The organism is Paraglaciecola arctica, assembly GCF_018861065.1.
Classification (GTDB): Bacteria; Pseudomonadota; Gammaproteobacteria; order Enterobacterales; family Alteromonadaceae; genus Paraglaciecola; species Paraglaciecola arctica_B.
Genome location: NZ_JAHKQO010000042.1, coordinates 25,040 through 51,386, shown reverse-complemented (window position 1 = coordinate 51,386; position 26,347 = coordinate 25,040). Strand labels below are relative to the sequence as shown.

General features: G+C 42.7%; 13 protein-coding genes. 5 read left to right on the top strand and 8 right to left on the bottom strand.

What is annotated here, in order from left to right; all coding sequences use genetic code 11:
- Window positions 1–27: 27 nt before the first annotated feature.
- The 8 genes from KO534_RS18840 to KO534_RS18805 form a co-directional block, all read right to left on the bottom strand.
- Window positions 28–2,382 carry an alkaline phosphatase D family protein gene (locus KO534_RS18840; RefSeq protein WP_215932091.1) on the bottom strand — a complete coding sequence of 785 codons (2,355 nt, stop codon included), beginning with the start codon at window positions 2,380–2,382 and terminating at the stop codon, window positions 28–30.
- Window positions 2,383–2,419: 37 nt separating this feature from the next.
- Window positions 2,420–3,883, bottom strand: coding sequence for a sulfatase family protein (locus tag KO534_RS18835; RefSeq protein ID WP_354667962.1), 1,464 nt, complete (start codon window positions 3,881–3,883; stop codon window positions 2,420–2,422).
- A gap of 66 nt (window positions 3,884–3,949) precedes the next feature.
- The gene (locus KO534_RS18830) at window positions 3,950–5,359 is read right to left on the bottom strand and encodes a sulfatase-like hydrolase/transferase (protein WP_215932089.1); all 1,410 of its coding nucleotides are present in this window, start codon (window positions 5,357–5,359) and stop codon (window positions 3,950–3,952) included.
- Between the two features lie 15 nt (window positions 5,360–5,374).
- Window positions 5,375–6,457 (bottom strand): glycoside hydrolase family 117 protein, encoded by a 1,083-nt coding sequence (locus tag KO534_RS18825; protein ID WP_215932087.1) that lies wholly within the window; start codon window positions 6,455–6,457, stop codon window positions 5,375–5,377.
- A gap of 26 nt (window positions 6,458–6,483) precedes the next feature.
- Window positions 6,484–8,055, bottom strand: a complete 1,572-nt coding sequence (locus tag KO534_RS18820) for an MFS transporter (RefSeq protein WP_215932084.1) — start codon at window positions 8,053–8,055, stop codon at window positions 6,484–6,486.
- A 182-nt stretch (window positions 8,056–8,237) separates the two neighbouring features.
- Complete coding sequence (locus tag KO534_RS18815) at window positions 8,238–8,945, bottom strand: SapC family protein (protein ID WP_215932081.1); 708 nt, start codon at window positions 8,943–8,945, stop codon at window positions 8,238–8,240.
- Between the two features lie 235 nt (window positions 8,946–9,180).
- Window positions 9,181–11,340, bottom strand: coding sequence for a hypothetical protein (locus KO534_RS18810; RefSeq protein ID WP_215932079.1), 2,160 nt, complete (start codon window positions 11,338–11,340; stop codon window positions 9,181–9,183).
- A 65-nt stretch (window positions 11,341–11,405) separates the two neighbouring features.
- Entirely contained in the window at window positions 11,406–15,065 is a 3,660-nt protein-coding gene (locus KO534_RS18805; protein WP_215932077.1) for a TonB-dependent receptor, read from the bottom strand.
- A 462-nt stretch (window positions 15,066–15,527) separates the two neighbouring features.
- On the opposite strand from KO534_RS18805, the gene KO534_RS18800 reads away from it, so the two are divergent.
- The 5 genes from KO534_RS18800 to KO534_RS18780 all read left to right on the top strand — a co-directional run bounded on the left by KO534_RS18800 (window position 15,528) and on the right by KO534_RS18780 (window position 26,295).
- The gene (locus KO534_RS18800) at window positions 15,528–17,840 is read left to right on the top strand and encodes a beta-galactosidase (RefSeq protein ID WP_215932075.1); all 2,313 of its coding nucleotides are present in this window, start codon (window positions 15,528–15,530) and stop codon (window positions 17,838–17,840) included.
- A gap of 238 nt (window positions 17,841–18,078) precedes the next feature.
- The gene (locus KO534_RS18795; RefSeq protein ID WP_215932073.1) at window positions 18,079–20,460 is read left to right on the top strand and encodes a hypothetical protein; all 2,382 of its coding nucleotides are present in this window, start codon (window positions 18,079–18,081) and stop codon (window positions 20,458–20,460) included.
- A gap of 3 nt (window positions 20,461–20,463) precedes the next feature.
- Window positions 20,464–22,851: a beta-galactosidase gene (locus KO534_RS18790; protein ID WP_215932071.1), complete on the top strand. Its 2,388-nt coding sequence runs from the start codon at window positions 20,464–20,466 to the stop codon at window positions 22,849–22,851.
- Window positions 22,851–23,933: a 6-bladed beta-propeller gene (locus KO534_RS18785; protein WP_215932069.1), complete on the top strand. Its 1,083-nt coding sequence runs from the start codon at window positions 22,851–22,853 to the stop codon at window positions 23,931–23,933. The genes KO534_RS18790 and KO534_RS18785 overlap by 1 nt, the downstream gene beginning before the upstream one ends.
- Before the next feature lie 16 nt (window positions 23,934–23,949).
- Window positions 23,950–26,295: an alkaline phosphatase D family protein gene (locus KO534_RS18780; RefSeq protein WP_215932067.1), complete on the top strand. Its 2,346-nt coding sequence runs from the start codon at window positions 23,950–23,952 to the stop codon at window positions 26,293–26,295.
- Window positions 26,296–26,347: the final 52 nt, after the last annotated feature.

Genomic DNA, 26,347 nt, shown 5'->3' with positions numbered 1-26,347 from the left:
GTTTTCTTAACTGATCGGCCTTAGCTTTTACAGCAGTCTATTCATCCCAATATTTTCATCCTGATGTATCACCACTGGCCAACCGGGAAATTGGTTTTCGCTATTGTTTTCGGTTGCATCAACCAAGAAACGGTAGGCTTGTATTTCATAGGTTTTGGCTTTGGTATCAAACTTAATAAATCCAAAACCCGAGCCTTTTTCATGAGCATGAATATAACGATTGTCTGATTTACCTACAATTGGATTTCCTACCGCATACACGTATATTTTGTTGCCAAAACTATCTAGGTATTCGCCAGTTTGCGATAAACCGTGAGAAGGACGATTGGAATGGGCCATGGGTAAATCATCAGGACGCCACCACCTTGGCCAACCAGCTGCAATTGCAGGGGTACAAAATGCCCAATTGCTATCCCGTTGTTTATCGACGCCATACTGAGATAACGTACCTAAATGGGTATCACCACAAATATGTAAGGCTTTAGATTGACGCATGATTTCAATGGCACGATTACGCGCTGTTCCGGGCCAACCACTACAATCAAAATCATATTTCAAATAACGATCTGGTAGCGGTTGATGAGTGGAAATACCAGCAAAAACTGTTTGGCTAATCACCGCTTTTAATGAATGCCCACGCCAGTCTGTGGCCCATTGCTCTAAAAAGGCTTCTTGACGTGTTCCCAACAATTGTAAGTCTTCTCGGTCAAATGCTGGGTTAATATAAGTTGGCGATTCACCTTGCCCCGTTTCACCCACTACAATTCCTAAACGATCTGGGCCACTTTTCCACTGGCGATCAGCCAAAATTGCAAACCCCACTCCTCCATACACCATATCAGTATAATAGACACTTAATCCTCTTTCTGAAGGAGTCGGGTCAACGGGATCAGGAAGATGAGCGGTATGAGTAAGGTGGCTTACATTTACCATTTTAATTGGATTGATGTAACCGCCCCATGCATCACTGCGACCTAGTTTATTGGCTTCTTCAGACATTTTTGCGCCTGCTTCGCCCCAAAGATTACCTTGCATTACGTCATGATCATCGGGTAAACAAATGGTTGGCGCATTACGCATGGCATCTCTAAATGCCCACCCAAATTGATAAAACTTGCGTAAGTAATTCAGTATCGCTAAAGAGGCTGGATTGCGGATCAGACCAAAACCTCCGTGATTTTCGTATATCTGATCGCCAGAAAATAAAACTAAATCAGGGGTGAGTTTTTCGACATTTTTAGCAACCGGCGCGTAGGGGAAGGCGTAATCGTTTTGGCAAGTTAGCGCCGCCATTCGCAGTTTTCGATTCTCTGGGTTAGCTTGCACAATACCATTAAAAAAGTCTGGCGCTTCACTGCCATCACGGCGCTTTTCTCGGTAAACCACTCGATAAGGTATATCTTGTTTTTCATCCCAGTTAACAACCCTAAAGGTCGCCACCCAAGCATCAGTGTCCAATTTTGCACTCGCAATAGACTGCCAGCGACCCGAGCGCTGTATTTCTAATTCAACATGATGATTATCTTTCGCCCCCAAAGGTCCTGTTAAGGCGCTGAGTTTTAGCACAAAACCTTCTGCACTACGAGTATCGCTGAGGGTATACATTGTCCATAAGATTGGTCCAAATTTTTGTTCTGGCTTATGGTTAAAAGCCTCACCCTCTATTGTCCATTGCGAGAATTGATACAGACTTCCTTTAGGGTCGGCTGCAATTTCCGATGACTGAGTAAAGTTACTCACAATAGCAACATTTCCCAATACTTTATCAATGGCAACCAGCTCATCTAGCTGACCAATTAGCTGGTTGTTTTCGACTAAACGTGCTTCTAAGGTGAGAGCAAATATTCCCGCACGCGGCTCACCTTTTAGGGTTAACACCAGATCGTTATCAGCAACCGACTGAGTTAGGTTAGTGCGTTGTTCACCCAGTGCTAACTGATTCTGAATAATACCGCCATCATAACCATGCTGTACAAAACAGTTACTGCGATATTCATCAATATCACTTTTGGCTCCTAAACGAATACCGGCGCCACCATCTATTGAACCTATCTTTGTTCGTTTAAGCTGCAAAGACAATTGAAAAGGTTGATGTGAACTTAATTGATGAAGCAAAGAATGCACGCTACGGTTTCCACCTGTACTTAAGCACTGAACGGCACCGTTAACAACCTGCCAATCTTCCATAGGGTTCGCCCAATATTCGCCACCAAGCCAAACACGATCATGAGTATTACTCCAGGTGTCGCTGCGCTTTTCATCTAGCACAGTAGACTTTTCTTTTTGCGTGGTGTTTACCGCTGACGAACAGCCCATAGTAGTTGCTGCCAGTCCTGCAGCTGCAAGTTTTAATGCATCACGACGGGAAACTTGATTTGTCATATGTCACCTTTTTAATTCGTATTTTGATTCAAATGTTTTATTCAACAACATATGGCTTATGTTCTTGCGCTTTTTGCAGCAATTGTTGATACCAATCCTCATAAAATTTCGCTCTTTGTTTCTTGTAAGGTTCTGCTTGTAACAACACATTTTGTTTGTTGTGACTATTCCATTGGTTCCACAAAGTAGCTAACTGAGCTTGAAGTTCAGGCTCTTGGCCATAAAGATTATTCGCTTCATAGGGGTCTGCCTGCATATCAAAGAAACTTTTGCCGACACCGGGTAAGGTTTGATGTAAATATTTATATTGAGGAGTACGCACTGCCCAAATATGGTCGGCTTCTTCTAAACGCCAAAATAATGCTGCGTGAGGTGAGCCAGATTTTTCCCTCGTGACATAAGGGGTTAAATCAACGCCGTCAAGATTGGCATCAGACGTGTCTGCGCCTGCCACTCCTAAAGCAGTGGCGGCAATATCCAAGGATGAAACTAAACCATCGATCTCTCCTGCCTTACCAAAACCTTGAGGCCAATGGGCGATGAATGGCACATGCACGCCCCCTTCGGTTAGACTTACTTTACCTCTTCTAAATGGAAAATTACTGGCCCACATGGAATTAGGCATCCAATATTCTGGGTACACTCCCCCGTTGTCAGACAAGAAAAATATTAAGGTGTTGTCGAACTTATTGCTTTGTTTGAGCGCCTCCACCACACGACCAACACCTTGATCCATCGAATCAATCATGGCGGCATAAATGCGTCTATTTTTGTCTTTAATATGGGTATATTTAGCTAAATCTTTTTTAGTCGCCTCCAAAGGCTGATGGGGTGCGTTGTAGGCCAAATACAACATAAATGGGCCTTTAGTTTCTGTGACAAACTTGGCCGCATCCCGACTTAACGCTGTGGTTAAGTATTCTTGCAACTGAGCGGGTTTACCGTTACGTACCATAGGCGCGTCGTAAGGATCACTGCTGACTCTAATTGATTCAGGGAAGTAATTATGCCCACCTGGTAAAAAGCCATAGAAATAATCAAAACCTCTATTGTTAGGGTGGAATTTAGGGTGTGAACCGACATGCCATTTACCGATTACCGCTGTTTTGTATCCAAGGGGTTGTAAACGAGACGCAAAGGTTTTTTCTTCTAGCGGCAATCCCATGTAGGGATCATCCGGCGAATGTGCAGCATTAACTTCCATACCAAATCGAGCTTGATGACGACCAGTTAACAATCCCGCCCGAGACGGCCCACAATAGGGATGACTGACATAGCCATTTTTAAATATCACTCCATTATTGGCCAGAGCATCAATATTAGGTGTTAAGATTTCTTTTGAGCCCGTAAAACCCAAATCCCCGTATCCTAGATCATCAGCAAAAATAACCACTATATTTGGCAGTTCATCGGCCAACACCATAGGGCAACGTATACTTAGCAACAAAAAAATGGCTAACATTGGTCGAAATATTTCCATATCGTTTAATTTATTAATCATGTCTTTGTGTTTCCAAGATGAAGATTGATGTTGAAGTAGGCTTCAAGACAAAAAAGTACACTGGGTTTACTGCTTCTTATGTTGCTGTGGAACCCTAAATTTATCCATACGACGCATGGCAGCGCCTTCATATTGGCGTTGCAGTTGCCACAAAGGGCGCTCTAAGGTCAGCTCCCACGCAAACAACAGTTGGTACAGTTGTTTCACTTTTTCAGGGTGCTGGCTAGCTAGATTGTGTTGTTCTGAAATATCCGTTGCTATGTTGTATAACTGAGCTGGACGGTCAGGGAAACGCAACAGTTTCCAGTCCATATCTCGAATTGCGCCACGGTTTTCCTTTTTCCAAAACAGAGTTTGGTGAGGACGAGTGAGGTTTTCACCTGTAATATAAGGAAGTAAACTTACTCCATCGATATCCTTAATCGCCTGCCAATCACCACCAGCGATGTCCACAAAGGTGGGAAGTAAATCTAATAAGCTCACTGGATACCCATAGGTCGCATTAGCGGCTAAACGTTTTGGCCAGCGCATCAACATTGGCACACGTATTCCGCCTTCAAGATGATTAGCTTTGCTGCCGCTTAGTGGGTAGTTGTTAGAATGGTTTGTATCTGACGGTCCACCGTTATCGTTGGTATAAATCACCAAAGTATCTTTTTCTACACCGCTATCGACCAAACTTTGCAACACTCGTTCAATGGCTAGGTCCATAGCATAAGTCATGGCGGCAAGTTGTTGGCGTTTCCCCTTTAGTTCTGGAAACAACGCCAAATGCTGGTTTACTACTTCCATTGGTGTGTGAACAGCGTTGAAAGACAACACTGCCATAAAAGGAGCTTTTTGGGGCTTTTGAATAAAGCGAATCGCCTCATCAGCCAATAGATCGGTAAGGTATTTATCGACCTTCTCAATCTTACCAAACCCACGTTCCCATTGATCTTGCGGGTGAACTTTTCTCTGTTGAGGACTAAGTTCGAAATAACTGCGCGATCCACCACGAAAACCAACAAACTCATCAAATCCACGCTTTAATGGGTGATATTTATCAGCATCTCCTTGATGCCATTTGCCAAACAAGGCCGTGGTATAACCAAGATCTTGTAAATAATTTGCTAGTGTTTTCTGGTTTAACGGCAACCCCATTTCCATGTCATGTAGACCTGACTGACTCATGTAACCAGGCACGTTGTTTTCTTCAAAACCAAAACGTTGTTGGTACTTGCCGGTGTACAATCCAGCCCGTGATGGGCCGCACGTTGCCGCGCTGACATAGGCTTGTTCAAATCGAATGCTTTGCTTCGCGAGTGCGTCTAAGCTAGGGGTTTTCATTTCAGAGCTGCCTTGGAAACCAAAATCGGCATAACCTGCATCATCACTTAGAATCAATAAAATGTTAGGTTGTTTAGCAGCAAAGGTATTGCTACTTAGCACCACTAACGAAAAAATGGCTAGGCGAAAATAGTGTAGCTTAGTCACTTCAGACCTTCCTTTTTAAGCGTGCTTATTTTGAAAAGTGCCCGCATCTAATATTTGTTTTCGAGTGGTGAATTTACAGATGTAATTCCAATTCCAGCTTGCGTCATATTTATGGGTCAACCCCCAAGGTATACCCGGTGCTGGCAGGGTGTTTTCTTTGAATTCTCTAAATAATCCTATGGCTTCAGGCGCACCTTTAACATAGGCCTTAATATCAAAGTTGATGCCATCTGGCGCAAACTGGATGGTATTTTTTTCTGGACCATCGGTGGTAATAAGCGAAGCGACGCCTCCTTGATAGTTCCAAACTACTACTTCATGACCGCTGTTAGAAATGGGGTTGTATGCCGATTTTTGGTAAGGCCCAAGTATGTCTTTAGCTATTGCCACACCATGTTTGATCTCGCGGCCACCTATGTTCATTTCTTCACCCATGGTTTCACCTTTGTAATAGAGGTAAAACTGATCGTTAAAAAGCAACAAACAAGGGTCATGGACCTTATGGCTATCGAAGCTGCCTTTAGACTTAACATGAAAACGGTTATCTTCCTCACCGTGCCATTGGCCATCCATTGAAGGACTTAAAATAGGCTTGTTACTTTTATGCCACGGGCCATTGGGTGACTCTGCCCAAGCAATAGCGATATGCTCATATTGGCGGTTGGTATAGGGAAACTGTACGGTTTGGTAAACTAGATAATATTTACTCTCATGTACAAAGATCTCTGGCGTAAATACGGCTCGGTCGTCAAACTCTCCGGCATTACCCCGTTGAATCGCAGGACCTTGTTCTTTCCATGTGATGGTATCTGCAGATGTCGCGTGCCAAACCTCTGTTAAATCCCAAGGAAACACTTTGTCGTCAGGATTGTTAGAGCCAAAACCTACAGTTTCTCCTTGCCCTTTGGTGTACCAGCAGTGATACACGCCATCAACAATAATGACGGATGTAGGGTCGCGACGTATCACACCTTCTTCAAAGGCAAAGTCCCCTTGTAAATCCACAACATCGAATTCAGTTAACCATTGTGGCCCTTGATTGTCATAGCCACGCTCAATGGCACGTTTGCTGGCTAAACTCAATTTGCATTGCGACATCTATTTTACACCTCTAAGTTAATGGCTTAAGCCATCCCTTTGTTTAACATTAATTCGATTTCTTCAATGGTTTTGTTTTTGGTTTCGGGCATGATTTTTAACATCAGAAAATAACCAATTAAACCGCTAATGGCGTAGAACAAGAAAATTTGCGAAGCCCCAAGATTGGTTAGTAACCAAGGGAAAAATTGCTGAACAAAATAACTCACCATACTTGATATAAAAGCAAAAGTCGGGATGGCGATACCACGCACATGCGTGGGGAATAGCTCTGAAAACAGTACCCAAAGTACTGGCCCAATGGTCATGTGGAAAGCCATGATAAAACTGATGATACCGACCATGATTATAGCTACCGGGATGGTACCGGCACTTTGCAAAATTTCACCTTCGAATTGTCTAAAGGTGCCCTCGCCTAGCACATTAATCAGCGCCGCTTTGAATTCAAAATCGCTATGGAATACCTGACCAACCAGACTTTCTAAGCCTTGCACTTGATGCTGAGTTGCAAGCTGCGCCACAAAATCAGCAGATAAACTATAGGTCGCCTGACCAAAACCGTAGTAACAAATAAACAGACTGATGGTTACCCAAGCCAGCCCCCATACAGCAAGTGGCCGTCGACCCACTTTATCAATAAGTAAAATACCTAAGACGGTAAACAGCATTCCTGTAAAACCAACGATAACCGCATTAAGAAAAGCAGCATCCGTACCCACACCTAACTGTTCAAATACCGTTGGTGCATAGAATAAAATGGCATTGATACCTGTCACTTGCTGGACAACCCCAAAAACAAAAGCGATGAACACCGCCATGCGCACACGTTGTTCAAATAAATATTTAAACGACTTCAAGAATGGTGTGTTGTCGTCTGTGCCTTTAAGGCTATCCTGAATCTGAGCTAACTCTTCATCAACTTTAGGGCCTTTACCAAAGGCATGTAACACCTCTTTGGCTTCATCCACATGCCCGCGGAGCACCAACCATCGGGGGCTTTTAGGAATGCTAAATAATAAAGAAAACCACACAACTGCCGGAACAATTTCAATCGCCAACATCCAGCGCCAAGTATGAGTTGTCAGCCCAAGATCAATCACCCATTGCGCAGTACTTTGCGATAACTGCAACATGCCATAATTAATAAAATAAGCGGCAGAAAAGCCCACTACAATACTAATTTGCACCATGGCCACCAAACGCCCTCTTAACGCTGGAGGCGCTATTTCGCCTATGTACATAGCGGCAACAGAAAGCGAAGTGAAGGCGAGTCCACCAACAAAACGAGCTACAACAAGGCTTTCATAATTGGGCGCAAAAGTAGAAGCAATAGCAGAGAATATATAAATGAAGGAAATACCAATAAGAGTTTTCTTACGGCCAATTCGGTTACAGGCAAAACCAGTGAACATCAGAGCAAACAACACAGCTAACCCTGGTGCACTCACCATTGTGCCTATTTGCATATCAGATAAGCCAAAGTCCGCTGATACAAATTTAATCGTACCCGAGATTAATGCAGCATCCAGCCCTAATATAAATGCACCGAAAGAAACAACGATAGCGCAATAATAGACACTGTGAAATTTTTGACCCATAACATTTACTCTGTTAACAAAAGCGTTAGCTTATACTAACGTAACAATCTTATTTTGTTAACAATTAAATAGATACAATTGAAATTAAATGACATCACCACTAACAACACACGCGACTTTATCAGCTGATGTGGCTTTGCTGGAGCGAGTCACATTTCTCATGGCATACATCGATAAGCAGTTTATTTGCTCGACCAATTAATTAACTTTTGTAAATGCAAAGTCGAACTCAATAACAGATGACTTACCTGCAACACCCCAGATTGATGGGCCTTTTCTAGATCGGCTCCACTGAGCTTAGTTAACGCCTCCTTATTAAATGCATACAACCCCTTTAGAGAGGCCTTCTCTTGATCAGCTAGCTCAATGTTTAAGGTAACAGGCTCTATTAGTTGAAGTTTATTGGCCTCTTCTAACACTACTTGTGTTTGTTCAGTACCCGACATTAATTCGGCAAAGGTTTTCTGTATTTTTTGTAAATATTCGCTTGCATTGCCTTGTTCATCAAACAAGGCTTGCCCCAACTTGGTACCTACTTGTTCGCTGGAAACATCAATGGCAATACGACCTTCACTTAAATGACTCGGATCTGGCACAAAGGCCTGAAACGGACGACGTAAAATATCCAAGGGCAAATAAGTCGCTTGCCATTGGTTATCTTTTAAATACAAATTTTCCCCAGACTTAAGACCTAAAATTGCCACTAACTGGAATTGTTCCGAACTGGGGCTTTTACTAATGAATATCGCATATTCATGCACTAAGGTACTTAACTCGCCAATAGTAACGGCTGCAGTATTTGTTTGGTTGTGTTTGCAATTCGTTAGCTGGTTGTTAATCTTCAATTTTTGGTGTTTTTCTTTATCTAATAGTTCTAACGTTGATGTCATGATTACCTCTGGCTCAATACTAATAAAGTTGCAAAGCCCTAACTGAACGGTGATTAACCCTAGTTCAGGTTCTAAAAGACTGCTGTTATAACCATAAAAGTTCAACAGACTGAATTGCGTTTTTGTTAGCTGCTACTGTTATACACCTTTAACACTTTGTCAACAATCAACAAAAAGCCCGGTAAAACCGGGCTTTGATTAAGTGTAGATCTCTCTCTGGTTTTAATTACATAGATTATGGGATAGCAATTAAACGCAAGTTATCAACATAGTACTGCGCATTGGCTTCAGTGAAAGTTATGTTCAACATCATTGTTTCCTGAGACCAATCGATATCAGCGGAACGCCCATAATCCTCAGAGATAATAATGTCTATTTCAGCTGCATCAGGCCCTGTAGTAGAACCATCCAAACTAGCTGCCACTGAGTCCGTACCGTTGGATAAGCTCACCATAAAGCCCACTTGGGTACTCGAGCCCACGCCAAACAAATCATCGTGGTTAATTAACTGTGCTTCCATCACAAGTGCATAACGCGCACCTGCTTTAATCGCACCTGTTTCTATTGGGAAGCTAATCGATACACCGGCGTCTGCGCCCGTTGTATCAATGAATAGTTTGTTAGCGCCTTCAACTTCCTGAATTTCGGCAATTCCACCATTTGAAGTAATAATTTGTTCAGTTTCAAATGTTCCAACATCGTCAACTAACATATCATGTGCCACTAAATCATAGTCACCATAAGCCACCACACTGAAGTCATCTAAATAATGAAGGCCATCAAAATCAGCATACTTCATAATATCCCAGCTCAATGTAGCGCCTTCGTAACCATCCCAGCTTCCTCCATCAAAGGTACTGACCACTTGAACGTGTTCCATCCACTGATCAATGGCAGTATCGAAGTAGCGTGATCCCAACCAGAAGCGATTCTCTGTCACACCTTCAGGTAAGGTTGAAGCAAAAATCGGGACATAAGGATTACTAGCAGCATTGTCACTGGCTAATTTATTTTGTATGCCATATGAAAACGCATACTTCTGATTATTAGGTAATTCTTCAATGATATTATTAATCAGTAAATCACAATACCGACCTTCAAATCGCATACCGTAATTACCCATTCTGGCATAATCCGCACCTATTGTTGGGGTTATACACCACCACGTTGCCCATCCAAAAGCAGAAAATCCCCCCAAATTACCACCAGCAACAATATCCCCTGATAAAGACTCATCTTCAAAATCATGATTGCTCATGGCCGATGCAATTAGATTGGTTTCTACACCATTTAAGGTAACGGCAAGTTCTGGCACGCCGTCAGAAGTATTGCCTTGATCGTCTGAAACAATATAGGTGAGTGTTTGCTCAATAGATTCGTCAGCATTAACCTCATTAAGAAATGCGTGAGGATCAATAGTTAACATATTGCCTTGTAGCGAATAACCATAGGGTAACGCTTTACCTCCCAACATTACGTCACTCACCACTATAGCGTCACCTTCACGCTCAACGATCTCATCAGTTAAATCAACTGTAATCACAGTTTCGGTTTCATCAAGCTCTATACTTTTGAAATAGTTAGTGACTAATGGCGCACCGGGAACATCTTGCACACCTAACACGTTAATAATCATAGTCTGCTCAATGTCAAACCTATGATCACTAACGGTATAACTAAATTTGAACTCCACTTTTTGACCATCAGGAATCGAGGACTCTACTGCCGCTATGTCCACATTGACTTCAGCACCATTACCACTAGCGGTAATAGGTAAATCATACAAATTACCGCTATCAGCCACTAAGTTAGTAATAGTTAACAATTCGTTATCTGCATCAAAAACAGTCGCCAAAAGATTGACCGTACCGACACCTGCATCACGGGTAAAGTTACCTACAACGGGTCCATTAGAAACAGGTGCAAAATCTTCGCCTGTAAAGGTTAAAGTAGCAGTACGCGGGGTTTTATTAACACCATCAGATATATTGTATGACACCACTATTGTGTGCATTTCACCATTATCTAAATAAGGAGCAATAGCAAGTGAGCGAACCCCTAATTGATTACCGTTAAGCTCTGCACCGGCATCCATAATTTCATCAGACCGAGAACCACTCCCTTCAATGACAACGTCAGTGACTCTTAGAAAATTACCGTCTGCATCTCTCGCCACCCCTTCGCCTGAAGAAGCGCCTGAAGGAGTCCCTAACAAATCAATAAAGGTTATCTCGTCTTTTTCATTAAAGGCTAATACGATATCTCCACCATGAGTAGGCGCTACCGTATTTGCTTGAGCTTCCGGCTTAAAATCACCTGATGAGTCATCACATCCTACCAAGGCAATTGCAATTGAGCTTGCTAACAAAGCTCTGAATGTTTTAATTGTATTCATAATATTTCTACCAATATCCTGTTCTAGACAAATGCGGAATTTCTTCCCCATAGCTATATAAATCCTTAGAAGTTCACCCTTAGGCCTAAACGATAAGTCGTACCGACTTTATACTTAGTGTAAGTACGATGCGTAGGGGCATCTCCGTCCAGTGGGTTGCCTTCTTCTAAAGCAACAAAGTCATAGCCCGCAGCATTGTCAGCATCTACTCGTACAACGTTTAACGTACGACTAGTAAAGTAGGTACGGTATGCTTCATCGGTTAAATTAATCGCTTGGAAAGTTAAGCTAATCTGCGGACTGATTTGATATGAAGCAGATATATCTAAGGTATTGCGCCCTTCATTCCAAATTGACCCTTGGTTCCAATTACGACCATATTGTCCATTAGCCCAGTCTTTGCCTACTAAGGAGTCGGTGGTCCCTCTAAAACTCAAACGTATCTGATGACCGTCTTGCTCCCAGAAACCGGTAAAGTTGTAACTATGTTTTGGTGTATCTGCTACAGGATATGACGGTAGCAATAAATTAGGATCTATGGATGAATACTCTGACTCATACTCACTTTCTTGGTAGGTATAGTTAGCTGAGACACCTAAACCAGCGGTCCATTGAGGTAACCCAAACGCTTCAGGTAAGAAGTCGTAAGTTTGCACATAACCCAGTTCTAGGCCTTGAATTTCTGCATCTTTGGAATTAACCGTTTTAGTTACGGTCATGTTGGCACAATTATCCGCTGGATCACCGCTGTATGTAGTGGGATCCCCAGGTTGGTAGCCAAACTCAGTTGTCGCTCTAATTGGATGACAAGCTGAAAGGTCACCATCACTCGTCAAAATCAAATCATTGCCACTTTCAGGCGCATCGGCTGCGTCCCTTACACTATTAACAAAAGATAATGTTGTTTCACGATCAGTAAAGTTAGACATATCTTTTCTAAAGTATGCCACGCTCAACATACTGGAATCGTTAAAGTACCACTCTAAAGATAAATCTAAGTTGTTCGATTCTAACGGCTCTAACTGAGTGTTATACATATCAACACGGCCAACATTTAAATTGCCACTCCCCCAGTAACTGCCTTCAGTCACTTTATAACCCGGGCGAAGTAAATCAATTTCAGGACGCGTCATGGTTTTTGATACGGCAAATCTACCGACAAATTCATCCGAAAAGGCGTAGTTTAAATTTAAGCTCGGTAGTACATTGCTATACTCATGAGTTTTATAGGCAGGTATTGCGGCAATTTCGTTATTCGTTGAAGTGCCCCAAGAATAATTAGTATTGACGCCAGAGGTTTGTCCGTTCCATTCAGGTAAGTTATCCCAACCATAGGTACGGCTAGTACCTACATCTGCATAACGCCACATTGACTGCCACAATAAATTGTAGTCCGATAGAGTTGGCGCATCCCCCTGCCCCGTGCGGAAAAGCGTTAACGCATCGGCATAGTCCGCAAATAAGGTATCGTGACAAGGACCTACATCAGGTGTTCTGACCCAAGTAGAAGGATCGGGTCCCGCGCTAGTATCCCACCCTAATCCATCAACACGCTGATATTTTTGTTCGTAATCTTGCACAATTCCGTCAGCCCCTAAATTTAACGTAGGGCATTCTGGTAACGACCTGTCCGCTAACTCCGAAAGGGTATGCCTATCAATCTCACGCTCTAAGTCAGAACCAGCTTGTTCGAAGTAACTAATACCTGAATAACCAAGTGCCTCGACTTCAGTTTCAACATAACGAACACCGATATCACCGGTTAACTTACCATCCAACAACTCAAAATTCGCTTTCAGGTAAAAAGCGTTGGTATCAATATTGGTTTCGCGAGAGGCAGTGTTATCTACATTTCTAATAACATCTCCGTCACCCAACACCATTTCTTTTGCTAACTTTACGTCAATCGGTGTCCAGTTTTGGGTTGCACCTTCTCGGCCATAACCGAGTGACGCCATAAAATCATCATATTCAATCGGATCGCCTGCTATTAAATCACCACGAATATCCGCTAACGAACCACCCAATTCAACAACCGTTTGGCCAGTAACAGGGTCTGTTATGATTTCAGTTGCTTGCAACGATTGGAAGCTATACGCTTGGTCATCAACGTCTTTATTACGAAAAGACACTTTGGCACCAAATTCAATAGAGGTAATACCAAACTCGTCAATATCCCAATCAAAATCAACTTGTGCATTGGTGATGGTATCTTCAACGATTCGCTCTGACTCGCCGATATAGCCTAAGAAAAAAGACGAAACGTCTTGAGGGTTAAAACCAGTTGAAACAACATTATCTATATTGCCCGCAACTCGTTGGCCATTTTCATCGGTGTAAGCGTATAAGTTTTCGCCTAAATCCACGAAAGAGTCACCGTAAACCATTCTGCAAGTGTCAGAACCGCCCGTACAGTCAACCCCCACGGGCTGAATAGCAGCACCGGCATCGTAAAGTGCAAAACCTGGTACTTGCTGGTAATTTTCCATTACAGTGTACGCATTAGGCATACTTTCTGAATTACTAAAAGAGTGACCAACTTGCGCTTCCATACGCAAAGTATCAGTGAATTCGGTTTTGAAATTTAACGTTGCACTGAAGTTTTCGTTTTCGGTGCCTCCATCTGAACGAACCATATTGCCGTTACCGTAACGGTTAACACGTTTGGTCATATCGTAAGTAGAAGTATCGACTTGGAACCAGTCAACTGGATCATTAAAAGGGTTAGGTGGTCTTACAAAACTTGAGGGCACCTCACCTTCAATCCAGTTAGGGTTGTTCGAAAAGCTTTTGGTTTGAATAGCATCATATGTTCTGACCAAATCTTGTTTGCTATAGGTCATGTCGAACATTAACTCGCTAACGTCGCTTGGCAAATATTGAATCCCCAAAGACACACCTTGACGATTACTTTCATTTTGATGAAGCTCGTAACTGGCGATGTTAGGCTCGATAACTTTAACACCGGATATCACGTCGCCATTTTGATCAACGGCCTGTGCATACTCTTGTGATTCAACAAAGTTACCGGCGTTATATTGGTCCTTACGATAGGCGTTTGATTCGTCATATACAGTCAATGCCACACCTAAAGTCTCATCTAGAAACTTCTCTGTAGCTGAAAACTGTATTTTATGATTGGTTTTGTCTGCAAAGTCATTATAGCGACCTTGCGCGGTAAACGAACGAACGGCTTCAGCCTGGTTTAGTGGCCTTATAGTAACCAGATTAACTGACGCTCCTAAAGACCCTTCATCATGATCAGCACTTGGGGTTTTTACCACTTCAAGCTTTGATAAAATATCAGCAGAAAAAGAGCTCAAATCAACAGCTTGTGAAAAATCTGTAGACGTCAGCGTTTGACCATTTAAAGTAATATTATTTTGGTTAGCATCAGCACCACGCACGGTAATCTGAGTTCCTTCTCCGTCGCTACTGACAACAGTAACGCCGGTAACACGTCCTAGAGCATCGGCAATATTTTGGTCGGTCGATTTGCCGATGTCTTCGGCATTAATCGAATCCATCACATTTTGTGAAAAGCGTTTATCATTTAAAGACTTTAAAAGACTGCCTTTAAGGCCCTTAATTTCAATAATCTCTGTATCGTCTTGCGCTTGTGTCTCGACATTATCTTCTTGCTGAGCATAAGCACCAACGCTTGTTGCGGCTAAAACCGCAGCGCATATCGTGCTAAGCTTAAATCTCTGCTTTGCCTTTATCATTTTGTGTGTCCCAAGTTTTTTTTGTGTTTCTAGTGTCATTTACAGTAAAGACATAGCTGAACCAGCAACCACGTCATTGTGTGTAATATATCGACACTTTAGACCTCCCCAGAACGACTTGTCAACACATTTTTGTTAACAATCTTCAGTTAACTATTCATATCATGTATAAATATTGTGAATAATAAAAACCATAAACCGAGTATCAACACCGCCACCCTTAATCCGTTGCAAGCATGCAGTATATAAAGAGAAAACCCTAAATCAAAGCTGTACAATAGAATGCAGCTCGTAAAAAAAATGTAAACAAACCTCATCAAAATTGGCTTTTTTATAATTACGGATCGTAAAATTATTTCCAGATATTGTTAACAATCTTTAATTAACAATATTGGAAATACTCAGGTTTGATGATACAGTTGAATCTAGGTTCTCATTCTAAATTTTTATAAGGTGTTAATAATGTTAAAGCGCTCACAATTTTACTTATTGGGCATGCTTAGTTGCCTGTTGGGTTGTCAGCAAGACACCACCAGTGCCTCGATTCAAAAACACGATATCAACAACATTGTGCAATTGGTTCACTTCCAAGAAGACAGCATTCCAGAGAACGTTAGATTAATGAATGCCAAAGCTAAGGTCACTGACAAAGGCTTGGAAATCAATTTCGAGTCACAACAGCATGCTTATTCATCTGTATCAATTGTTCCAAAGCAGCCTTATGACTGGGACCATCTGCAAGACTTTAACATTGCTTTTGATATTGCCAATCACGGACAACATTCTACGCAACTTAAACTTGATGTAACTGATATCGATGGCAAAAACTACACCCGCACTATTAGTATTCCTGTTGGCGGTAAACAAACTTACTACGGTAAAATGTCAGGGCATGATTTAATGCAACCCGATGGTGACGAAAGCATTGAACTAAACTTTGCTTCTGGACTGCGCTCTAACCCGGCCACTTGGAAGAGCGACGACAAGCAATTTATCTCTATGTGGGGATCCAAATTATTAAATTTGTCTGGAATTACGAAAATTTCCCTTAGTGTACAAGACGCATTACATAACAAATCCATTACCCTAAGCAATGTACGCTTACGCAAAAATCCTCCCAAAGATCCGGAGTTTCTTTCCGGCATAGTTGATCAATATGGACAGAATGCAAAAGTGGATTTTCCGACTAAAATCCACTCCGACAAAGAATTAGCCCAAGTTACAGCTGAAGAACTCGCTTCTTTTTCTGCTCCTAAGTTACAAGAGCGCAGTCAATATAATGGTTGGAAACAAGGTCCTAAACTTGCCGCCACTGGATACTTTAGAACACAAAAAGTCGACGGAAAATGGTGGTTGGTTGACCCACAGGGTTATTTATATTTCGCCACTGGCTTAGATATTATTCGCCTTTCAAATTCAACCACTATTACCGGTTATGACTTTGACAAAAAACAAATTCAAGAAAAAGCTAAAGACGATACGACCCCTGAAGATTCACAGGGATTAAATAGAGTGAATAATGAGGCAGTGGCTACTCGTTATGTTGCATCACAAAAACGTAAAAACATGTTTACTTGGTTGCCTACTTACGAAGAGCCTCTTGGTAAACATTTTGGTTACCGTCGCAGTGTGCATTCTGGAGCACTAAAAAAGGGGGAAACTTTTAGCTTTTATTCGGCTAATTTAGAAAGAAAATACGGTGATAACTACATGGAGCAATGGAATGAGGTCACGGTAAAACGCATGCTTAACTGGGGCTTTACATCCCTTGGCAATTGGACTGACCCGTCATTCTATCAAAATGACCAAATCCCCTACTTTGCAAACGGTTGGATCACCGGCGATTACAAAACGGTTTCAAGTGGCAATGACTTTTGGGCACCTATGCCTGACGTATTCGACCCTGAATTTGAGCAAAGAGCCAATTTAACTGCCAGCACTGTTGCCTCTGAAGTACAAGATAATCCTTGGTGTGTGGGTGTTTTCATTGATAATGAAAAAAGTTTTGGTCGTCCAGATTCCGTCACTTCTCACTATGGAATTGTACTGCATACACTTAGACGTAACGGTGCTGATGTTCCGACAAAAGCCGAATTTACTCGACTAATGAAAAAACAGTATACTGATATATCAGCATTAAACACAGCTTGGGATAAGGATATCGCAGATTGGGATTCGTTTGATGCTGAGGTCAACTCTGACATCAACACGGAGCAACAACTTCAAGATTACGGTGTGCTATTAGGTGCTTACGCAGCCAAATATTTTAAAACAGTACACGACGCAGTAGAGAAACATTTACCTAATCACATGTATTTGGGCTCAAGATTTCCCGACTGGGGAATGCCAATTGAAGTGGTCAAAGCGGCGGCTAAATATGCCGATGTAGTCAGTTACAACGCCTATAAGGAAGGACTACGTAAAGATAAATGGGCATTTTTAAAAGACATCGACAAACCTAGCATAATTGGGGAATTCCATGTGGGCGCGTCTGACTCGGGTCTATATCATCCAGGGTTGATCCACGCAGCCAATCAGAAAGACCGTGCAAAGATGTTCGAAGATTATATGCAGTCAGTGATTGATAACCCGTATTTTGTCGGCGCTCATTGGTTTCAGTATATGGACTCTCCTATTACTGGTCGAGCCTATGATGGTGAAAACTACAATGTGGGATTTGTTAATGTCACTGATACACCTTATCCCCATATGGTAGAGTCAGCGAAAACAGTCAACAGCAAAATTTACCAAGCTCGATTCAACAATATCCAGTAAATGAACTCACACCCTCAGTAAAACCGTGCTGGGTGCCTAGAATATGTCCCTTACAATTGACATATTCTAGGCACCTTTCCCTCTTTTTAAGCAAATAAAACTTCAACACATTGCCCTTTGACTAGGTCCAAAATAGTCGAAGATTGTAAACACCCAATTATTGTTAACAATTTACTGTTTACATAATTTCAATGATTGTTACAATTCAGTTTCAATATGACAAGTGAATGAGATTTTTATGCCAATACCTAACACAACTTGCCTATGGGTTTTGTTGCTTAGTTTGTGTGTTACTGCTTGCGGAGGCTCTAATGGCGCCGCTACGTCTCCTGACTCAACCAGTCTCAATTCTCAGACTGATAACGACACACTTCCCAATGCATTTACGTTCTCTAGTGTGCAAAACGTAAGCTTGAATACCCTACTCCACTCAGAAACAATCACTATCAGTGGCATCAATGCGGCTTCAACAATAAGTATCAACAACGGTCAATTTAAAATAAATGAGGGGGAATTCAGTTCCACAACAACCACGGTAGGCAATAATGATAAAATCACTGTAAGAATAACTAGTGCCAACGAGTACAACACCACCCACACTGCAACTTTAACCATAGGCACTGTTAGCGCTACCTTTGACGTGACGACCTTATCGAGCCCGATTCTAAGTAATCTGATAGATGTTAATTTGCATATCAAACACAGTGTTGGCGGCATTGATCATTTCGCTCGCGAAAAGTTTATAACTATCCACGCTAACCACACCGAAAACGACTGGTACACAGTAGGTAAAAATAAATTAGATGACCTAATCACCGAATTTACAGAAGGCTTTGATGTCTATTTTGGTCGCGATGCGGGGGGTATAGGCTGGAATTTAAGTAATCTTCCCCAAGATCCAAACAATTTTGGGTTTGTAGATCCAGAGGCCACCTCACAACGTGGTTTCGATGTTCGTTGGAATTACACTAACCAGACTGACCAACGGTCAGTCACACAACGAAGTTTACAATACCGTAATCACAATCTTATCGTTAGCGGTCAACAACATCCTTACTGGCCAGATGGTAAACTAACAGGCCAATATAGTGCTCAAAGCTGGGCCTTCACGCAGAATGACTCACTCGATGAACCTTTTGGTAGCGCCACAGGGGATTACATAGGGCGTTATGTGTCAGAGTTTTTCAATAATGCTAGTAACAACGCAATAGGTGCACCGCCACCTGCTTTTGTTGAAGTGATGAATGAACCACTCTACGATTTGTACGACGTGGCCGACAACCCGGTGGAACTGCGTCAAGTGTTTGAATTCCATAAAACAGTCGCCGATCGTATTCGCAATATCAATATTAATAACACCACACCGAATAGCAATATAAAAGTTGGAGGCTACACCGCGGCCTTCCCCGATTTTGATGCTCATAATTTTAAAGAATGGGAAGAGCGCGATAAGCGGTTTATCGATATCGCCGGTGCCGACATGGACTTTATTTCTTTGCATTTATACGACATGCCACGTTTTAACAATACAGTGCAATTACGTAAAGGCAGTAATATCGAAGCCACGTTTGACATGCTTGAACACTATACCAACCTCAAATTTGGAGCGCCAAAACCGCTTATCGTATCGGAATACGGCGCGCAAGTGCACAGCATGCTGCAATCACCTTGGTCTCCTGAGCGCGACTGGTTGATTGTTAATTCTCTTAGTGCCCAGCTAATGAACTTTCTAGAACGTCCACATTTAATTGCAATGACTATTCCTTTCATAACAGTCAAGGCCGAATGGGGACGAACGTCAGAGACCGTACCCTACACACATCGCTTGATGCGCCAGCAAAAAGAAGCAGAAGGTGAAACTGGCGATTTATGGGTATACACCGATTTAGTGAAGTTTTATCAGCTATGGTCTGACGTCAATGGCGTCCGCGCAGAATCAAAAGCCAACGACTTAGACTTGCAAGTTGATGCCTACGTTGAAGGCAAAAAAGCTTACATAATAGTCAACAGTTTAGAAATGCGAGCCACCACTTTTTCATTGGCGGTACACGGCATAGACATGGATGAGGTCACGGGTATAACGCTGAAACATCTATACCCACTCAATGACCAATCAGTATTAGATCAACAAACCCTAACCACTATTCCAGATAACATTGAGATCGGCGCTGAAGCCACCATGATTTTTGAGGTAAGCATGCAAAATAACATTGCCATGCCGCATACCGCTTTTGAACAAAAATACTACGCCACCCATTACAAAGAGCCAATTCATGCCGACATCAGCCACACATTTTCTATTGAAAACGTGGTAACAGCTGATGAAGGCGAGGCCCTACTGCGTCTAGGGCTTGGCCGTGACCACGACTTAAGTTTGCTTCCCACAGTTACCTTCAATGATGTAGCGGTATCGGTACCGCAAGACTATCGCGGTTACGACCAATATTTTGAGGGTAAAGGGCGTGCCAACTACTTTGGCATAATTGAGATCCCCGTGCCATTAAGCCTGTTACAAGAGAACAACTCAGTCAAGGTCACCTTTAGCGACACCGGCGGATTTATCTCCTCTGTAAGCCTACAAGTGCTAAATAGCGATACACAATTAATCCGAGGTTATTAAATCATGAACACTCTATTCCGTTATACAAAAGCAGCCTTGTTAACAACTGTGTTAGCTTCGCTTCAAGGATGTAGTCACTCAAATTTAGACAACAACGCAAAAACAACAGATGCGTTAACAAGCGACGCAATAAAAGAAAATACAGCAATAACAGTCATTGCCAATATTGCTGATTTTGATAGCAACATCGACAATTACACCCTTACCACTATGAATGCACAATCCCGTATTGTGGGGGACGATGCGAGTAACAAAGAGTTGCAAGTGCTTTACTCGCCGCAATCTGCTAAATCTGCTGTTGATATTGAATTTAAACAGCCGTTAAACTGGCAAGACTTTAAGGAATATCACCTCGCCATAGACGTACACAATACGGGTACAGAATCTGTCCAGCTTTATTTGGGTATCACCAATAACAACGGCCAAACGGCGACTCAACCATGGTCGACTTCAAATCGCTCAATCAATGTTGCCGCTGGGGAGTCGGCGACCTACTTCGCGGTGTTAGATGGCAGTTTCAGCGAGACCTACCCTGGGCTAAGAGAAAGTCCTAAACCCTGGCAAACCAATGAAGACATGTTCATCTGGCGCTATGGACATAAAGAAATGACGTTTAACAAGATTACCAAAATCAGCTTATTTACCCGAGGAAACTTAAACCCCAAATCCGTTATCGTAGATAATATTCGATTACGTAAAAACCCAGAATACAACAAAAGTTACCTAGCTAATTTAGTCGATGAATTTGGCCAAAATGCGCAACTCGATTATCCCATTAAAGTAAACTCTATTAGTGAACTGCAAGCGGTGGCGAAACAAGAACTCGCAGATCTAGGCGATGGCGATTTAATGGCCGACCGCTCCCGTTTTGGTGGCTGGAAAAATGGCCCTCGCCTTGAAGCAACGGGTTATTTCCGCACGACTAAAGTTGAAGGCCAATGGTGGATGGTTGACCCAGAAGGCTATTTGTTCTTCTCTCATGGAGTCGCCAATGTGCGCATGGCGAACCTTTTCACTTTAACTGGCGTCGACTTTAAAAACCCTGAAGCACGTTATGTTGATCCTAATGAAACCACCCCCGAAGATTCAATCGGTATTGTGACTTTGTCAGATAACATTCGTAGTAGTCGTTATGTGTCATCTTCAATTCGCCATGATATGTTTACATGGTTACCCGAGTATGATCACCCGCTAGCAGACCATTACAGCTACCGCCGCAAGGTTCATATGGGGCCAATGACATCCGGTGAAACCTACAGTTTCTATCGCGCCAACGTAGAACGCCGCTATGGCGAAACACAACCTCAGTCCTATTTGAAAAAATGGCAGGAGGTTACCCTTAAACGCATGCGAAATTGGGGATTTACCTCTATGGGTAATTGGGTTGACCCCGCGTTCTACCCTAATCAACAAGTGCCGTATTTTGCTAATGGCTGGATCATCGGTGATTTTGCCACCATCAGTTCTGGTATGGATATTTGGGCACCATTGCCCGACCCCTTTGATCCAGAATTTGTACGCAGAACCCAAATAACTATCGATGTGATTGCCGATGAAATACAAGGCTCTCCTTGGTGTGCCGGCATTTTTATCGATAATGAGAAAAGTTGGGGTTTACGGGAAGGTAGCATTGAGCAGCGTTATGGCGCGGTACTCAATGTGTTAGCCAAAACGCTAGACAAAAGCCCAGCCAAACACGCTTTTATTAAGCAACTAAAACAACAATACAAACAAATAGAAACTCTCAATACTGCCTGGCAGACCAAGTTTAGCGCATGGCAACAACTCAATGGCAGCGTCAAGCTGAACACTTACACAGCGCAAGCCGAGAGTGATTTTTCGCAGCTTTTGGAATTATTATCTAATGAGTACTTTCGGGTTGTTCACGATACATTGGCGAAAACCTTACCTGAGCATTTATATATGGGGGTAAGAATGGCCAGTTGGGGCATGCCTAAAGAAACCGTTAGCGCCGCGGTAAAATATTCTGATGTATTGAGTTTTAACATCTATCAAGAAGGAGTCCAGCCCTTGGCATGGGAATTTTTGAAAGACATCGATTTACCTAGCATTATTGGCGAATTCCATATTGGTGCGACCTCAGATAGCGGTGTATTTCACCCAGGATTGGTACAAGCAGCGGATCAACATGATCGCGCCAGAATGTACACTGACTATATGCAAAGCGTTGCCCGTCATCCGAATATGGTAGGGGCACACTGGTTTCAGTATGTTGACTCACCAATTACAGGTCGAGCTTTTGACGGTGAAAACTACAATGTGGGTTTTGTATCCGTTACCGATATCCCCTATCAACCAATGGTCGATGCGGCCAAGGCGTTTAACCGCAATATTTACCCCAAACGTTTTAGCAAAAAGATAGGCCAATAATGCAAAATCGACACGCCCCCCAAGATACGGCTATTCCTGTCCATGGTGACATCATTGGCAATGGTGACTTCCAGTATCGTATTAATAGCCATTGGGGCAAGCTGGATGCTGAAACAACGCCGGTGGAGAATTGCCATGATTTCGCCATCGACTCCCAAGGACGGATCATCATGGTGACAGATCATCCGGTGAATAACTTTATTGTGTATGACAAACAAGGTAATTTACTCGATGCTTGGGGGACGGAATATCCCGGAGCACATGCGATTGAAGTCGTCAACGAGAACGGTGAAGATTTTATCTATGTGGTCGACTGTGGTTGGGTTATTAATCGTCACTGGGATGGCAAATCGACCGATGCGTGGGACTCTCCTTTCAATAAAGTCGTCCCACAAGCAGGCTTTGTGGCCAAACTTACAATTGATGGTCGGCTGATTTTTACCATTGGTCATCCACAAACCGTGGCTGCTTACAGGCCCGACATGCCGTTTCGTCCTACCGATATAACAATAGCGGCCAATGGCGATATCTATATCACCGATGGTTATGGCTCTGACTTTGTATTGCAATATGATTCTCAAGGGCGATTTATTCGCTGCTGGGGCGGACACAACAATACCGATAGCCGTTATAACCTAAATAATACTCATGGCATCGCTATTGATAACCGCCAAGTAGATAATCCAATTTTAGTTGTCAGTTCCCGAGCGGATCAGTGCCTGAAACAATTTTCGCTACGAGGTGAATATTTAGGGTGCATCGATACCCCAGGCGCTTGGATCCATGGGCCAGTGTTTTACGGCAACCATTTTTATGCAGCGGTTTGTTGGTCTGATATTAAAGGCAAAAATGTCGATGACTCTGGCTTTATCAGTATTTTCGACAGCGCCAACAAAGTTGTTAGCAACTTAGGGGCTCACCCTGCTGAATATATACATGAAAAACTTCAACCCATGTGCAGCAACTGGCAAGTATTTAAACATGTACACGGATTATGTATTGATGACAAAGGCAATATTTACGTAGGCCAATGGCGTGCAAACCAAAGTTATCCCATCAAACTAGAAAAAATTAATTCATAACACTGGAGCGCTAATCATGCAAAGACGCGATTTTTTAAAAGCCAGTGCTGCAATTGCGGCAAGCTCTACCCTATCCTCTTGTGAAAGCCTAAATAAACAATCTGCTAATGTCACTTTGAGTAATATAGCTGTGCTACCTCAAAATCAAACTAGCCATTGGTTGGGACATGGGTTTTGGGGAAATCGTCTGCAAGATTGGCGTTTACATCAAGGACGTTTGCAGTGTTTACGGGGTGAGAAAAGTTTTGAAGTACGCACTGTATCCCTATTAACCCGGGCCTTATCCAACAGTTCGACAGCTGCGAAGTTACGTATGACGGTAGGCAATATAACACCTGATCAATCGGGATTTTGTGGTTTTTTACTAGGTGCAGGTAATCAACTTGATTACCGTGGTGCGGCTTTGGTACAACGTTTTGCGGGTATGCACGGTGGTGTAATGGCCCGTCTACACAGTGACGGAACCTTGAGCTTTAATGATTTTTCAGACCAATCTACCCCCCTTGGATTTACGCCATTGGCCAATCAAACCACAGGATCTATTGGTGAAGTTGCCGCTCGAACTATCACCCTAGAATGCCGTTTACTACCGCAACACAATGGCGATTTTACCCTACAACTCGATGCGTTTGACGCCAAGACACAACAATTACTAGGACAAGCAAGCTGTACTGATGTCGATGCCTATATTCTACAAGGCGGCATTTCTTTGTTGTCCTCTCCCGATGTTAAACAAGCTGGGGCCCGTTGGTGGTTTACGGATATTCAAACCGGTGGGGATAAAATCCAGCAGCATGACAATCGCGGTTTGGGCGAAGTCATGGGTTGTATGTATAGCCTGAATCAGAATGTATTGAAACTCACTAGCCAGTTTATGCCGATTGATTTAAACCTTCATCAACAAGCGCAACTTGAATACCGCTATAAGGGCGAGTCAAATTGGCACACTGGTCCTATTGCGACTATTGAGGACGGCTACGTAGCGTTATTCCGCATCAGTAATTGGGATCATGGCCGAGCGGCGCAGTATCGTATTCGTTTTACTAATGATGAAAAAGATTTATTCACTGGCGAAATAGTCAAAGATCATGGCAGTGCTCAGGAACTAAAAATTGCCCTGTACTCGTGTATCATCCCCACAGCCAAAAGTTTAGACCGAGACTTTTATACTAAACTTCACCCAAAAGAACGCTTGCTTGGTCGCTACACCACAGACAATGTGTTGTTTCCTCATAATAACTTGGTTAATAATTGTGATTCCCACCAACCGGATTTATATGTATTTGCGGGGGACCAATATTACGAAACCTATCCCACCCGTTACGGTAACAACACTAAAGATGCCAAATTAGATACTCTTTATCGGTGGTATCTTTGGTATTGGACGTTTAGAGACTCTATTCGAAATCGTCCGTCTATTGTACTGGCTGATGATCACGACGTGTTACAAGGCAATTTGTGGGGAAATAGCGGCAAAGATCCCGACACAGCTAAAGAAGAAAACGGTGGATATGTTTGGGATAAAAGCTTAATTCGTATGATTTACAACATCCAACATGGCCACAATCCTGATGCTTACGACCCCACCCCTATTGCCCATAACATTCCGGTCACTTACGGTTCATTTATATATGGCGGAGTCAATTTTGCGTTAGTAGAAGATAGAAAATTTAAATCTCCGCCTAACTACAAGGTGGATTTGTTAAAAACCACTGGGGAATTATTAGGGAAACGCCAGGAGCAGTTTTTATCCGAATGGAAAAATACTGCGCCCAACCTCCCCAAAATTTGTTTAACCGCCTCAATTTGGGGCTCGCCACAAACCAAAGGCATCAATACCCCCCTGTTAGATTTCGATTCTAATGGTTATCCTGCCGATGGCAGAAACCGTGCTGTGCAATTGGTGGCCGATGCTAAAGCTCTGATGTTAGCGGGCGATCAACATTTGGGCCTTGTTGCCCACCAAGGTATTAACAGTTTTGATGATGGCGCGTTATTTTTTGCGGGCCCTGCTGCGGCCGCCTTTTGGCAACGTTGGTTTGAAAGTGACGGAAGCTTAGCTAATAGTCTCCCTAACAGTCCGAATACCGGCGACTATATTGATACTTTTGGTAATAAAATGCGCGTTATGGCTGTGGCTAATCCGACAATTAGTTACGCAGACTTTGCTGCTGGTAATCAAACTTGGGGGATGTTTTTGGCCGATAACAAACTAAAAACTGAAGGTTATGGATTAGTTCGCGTGAACCATCAACAACAACATTTTGAGTTAGAATGTTGGCATTGGAACGCCAAACCTGGCCGTGATGAGCAGTTTGCAGGTTGGCCGATTGTACATGCTTTTCCTAGACACACGATCTAAATCAACAACCTAAAGAATCGGGGCTCATCACCTTTGAGCCTCGCAAACATTT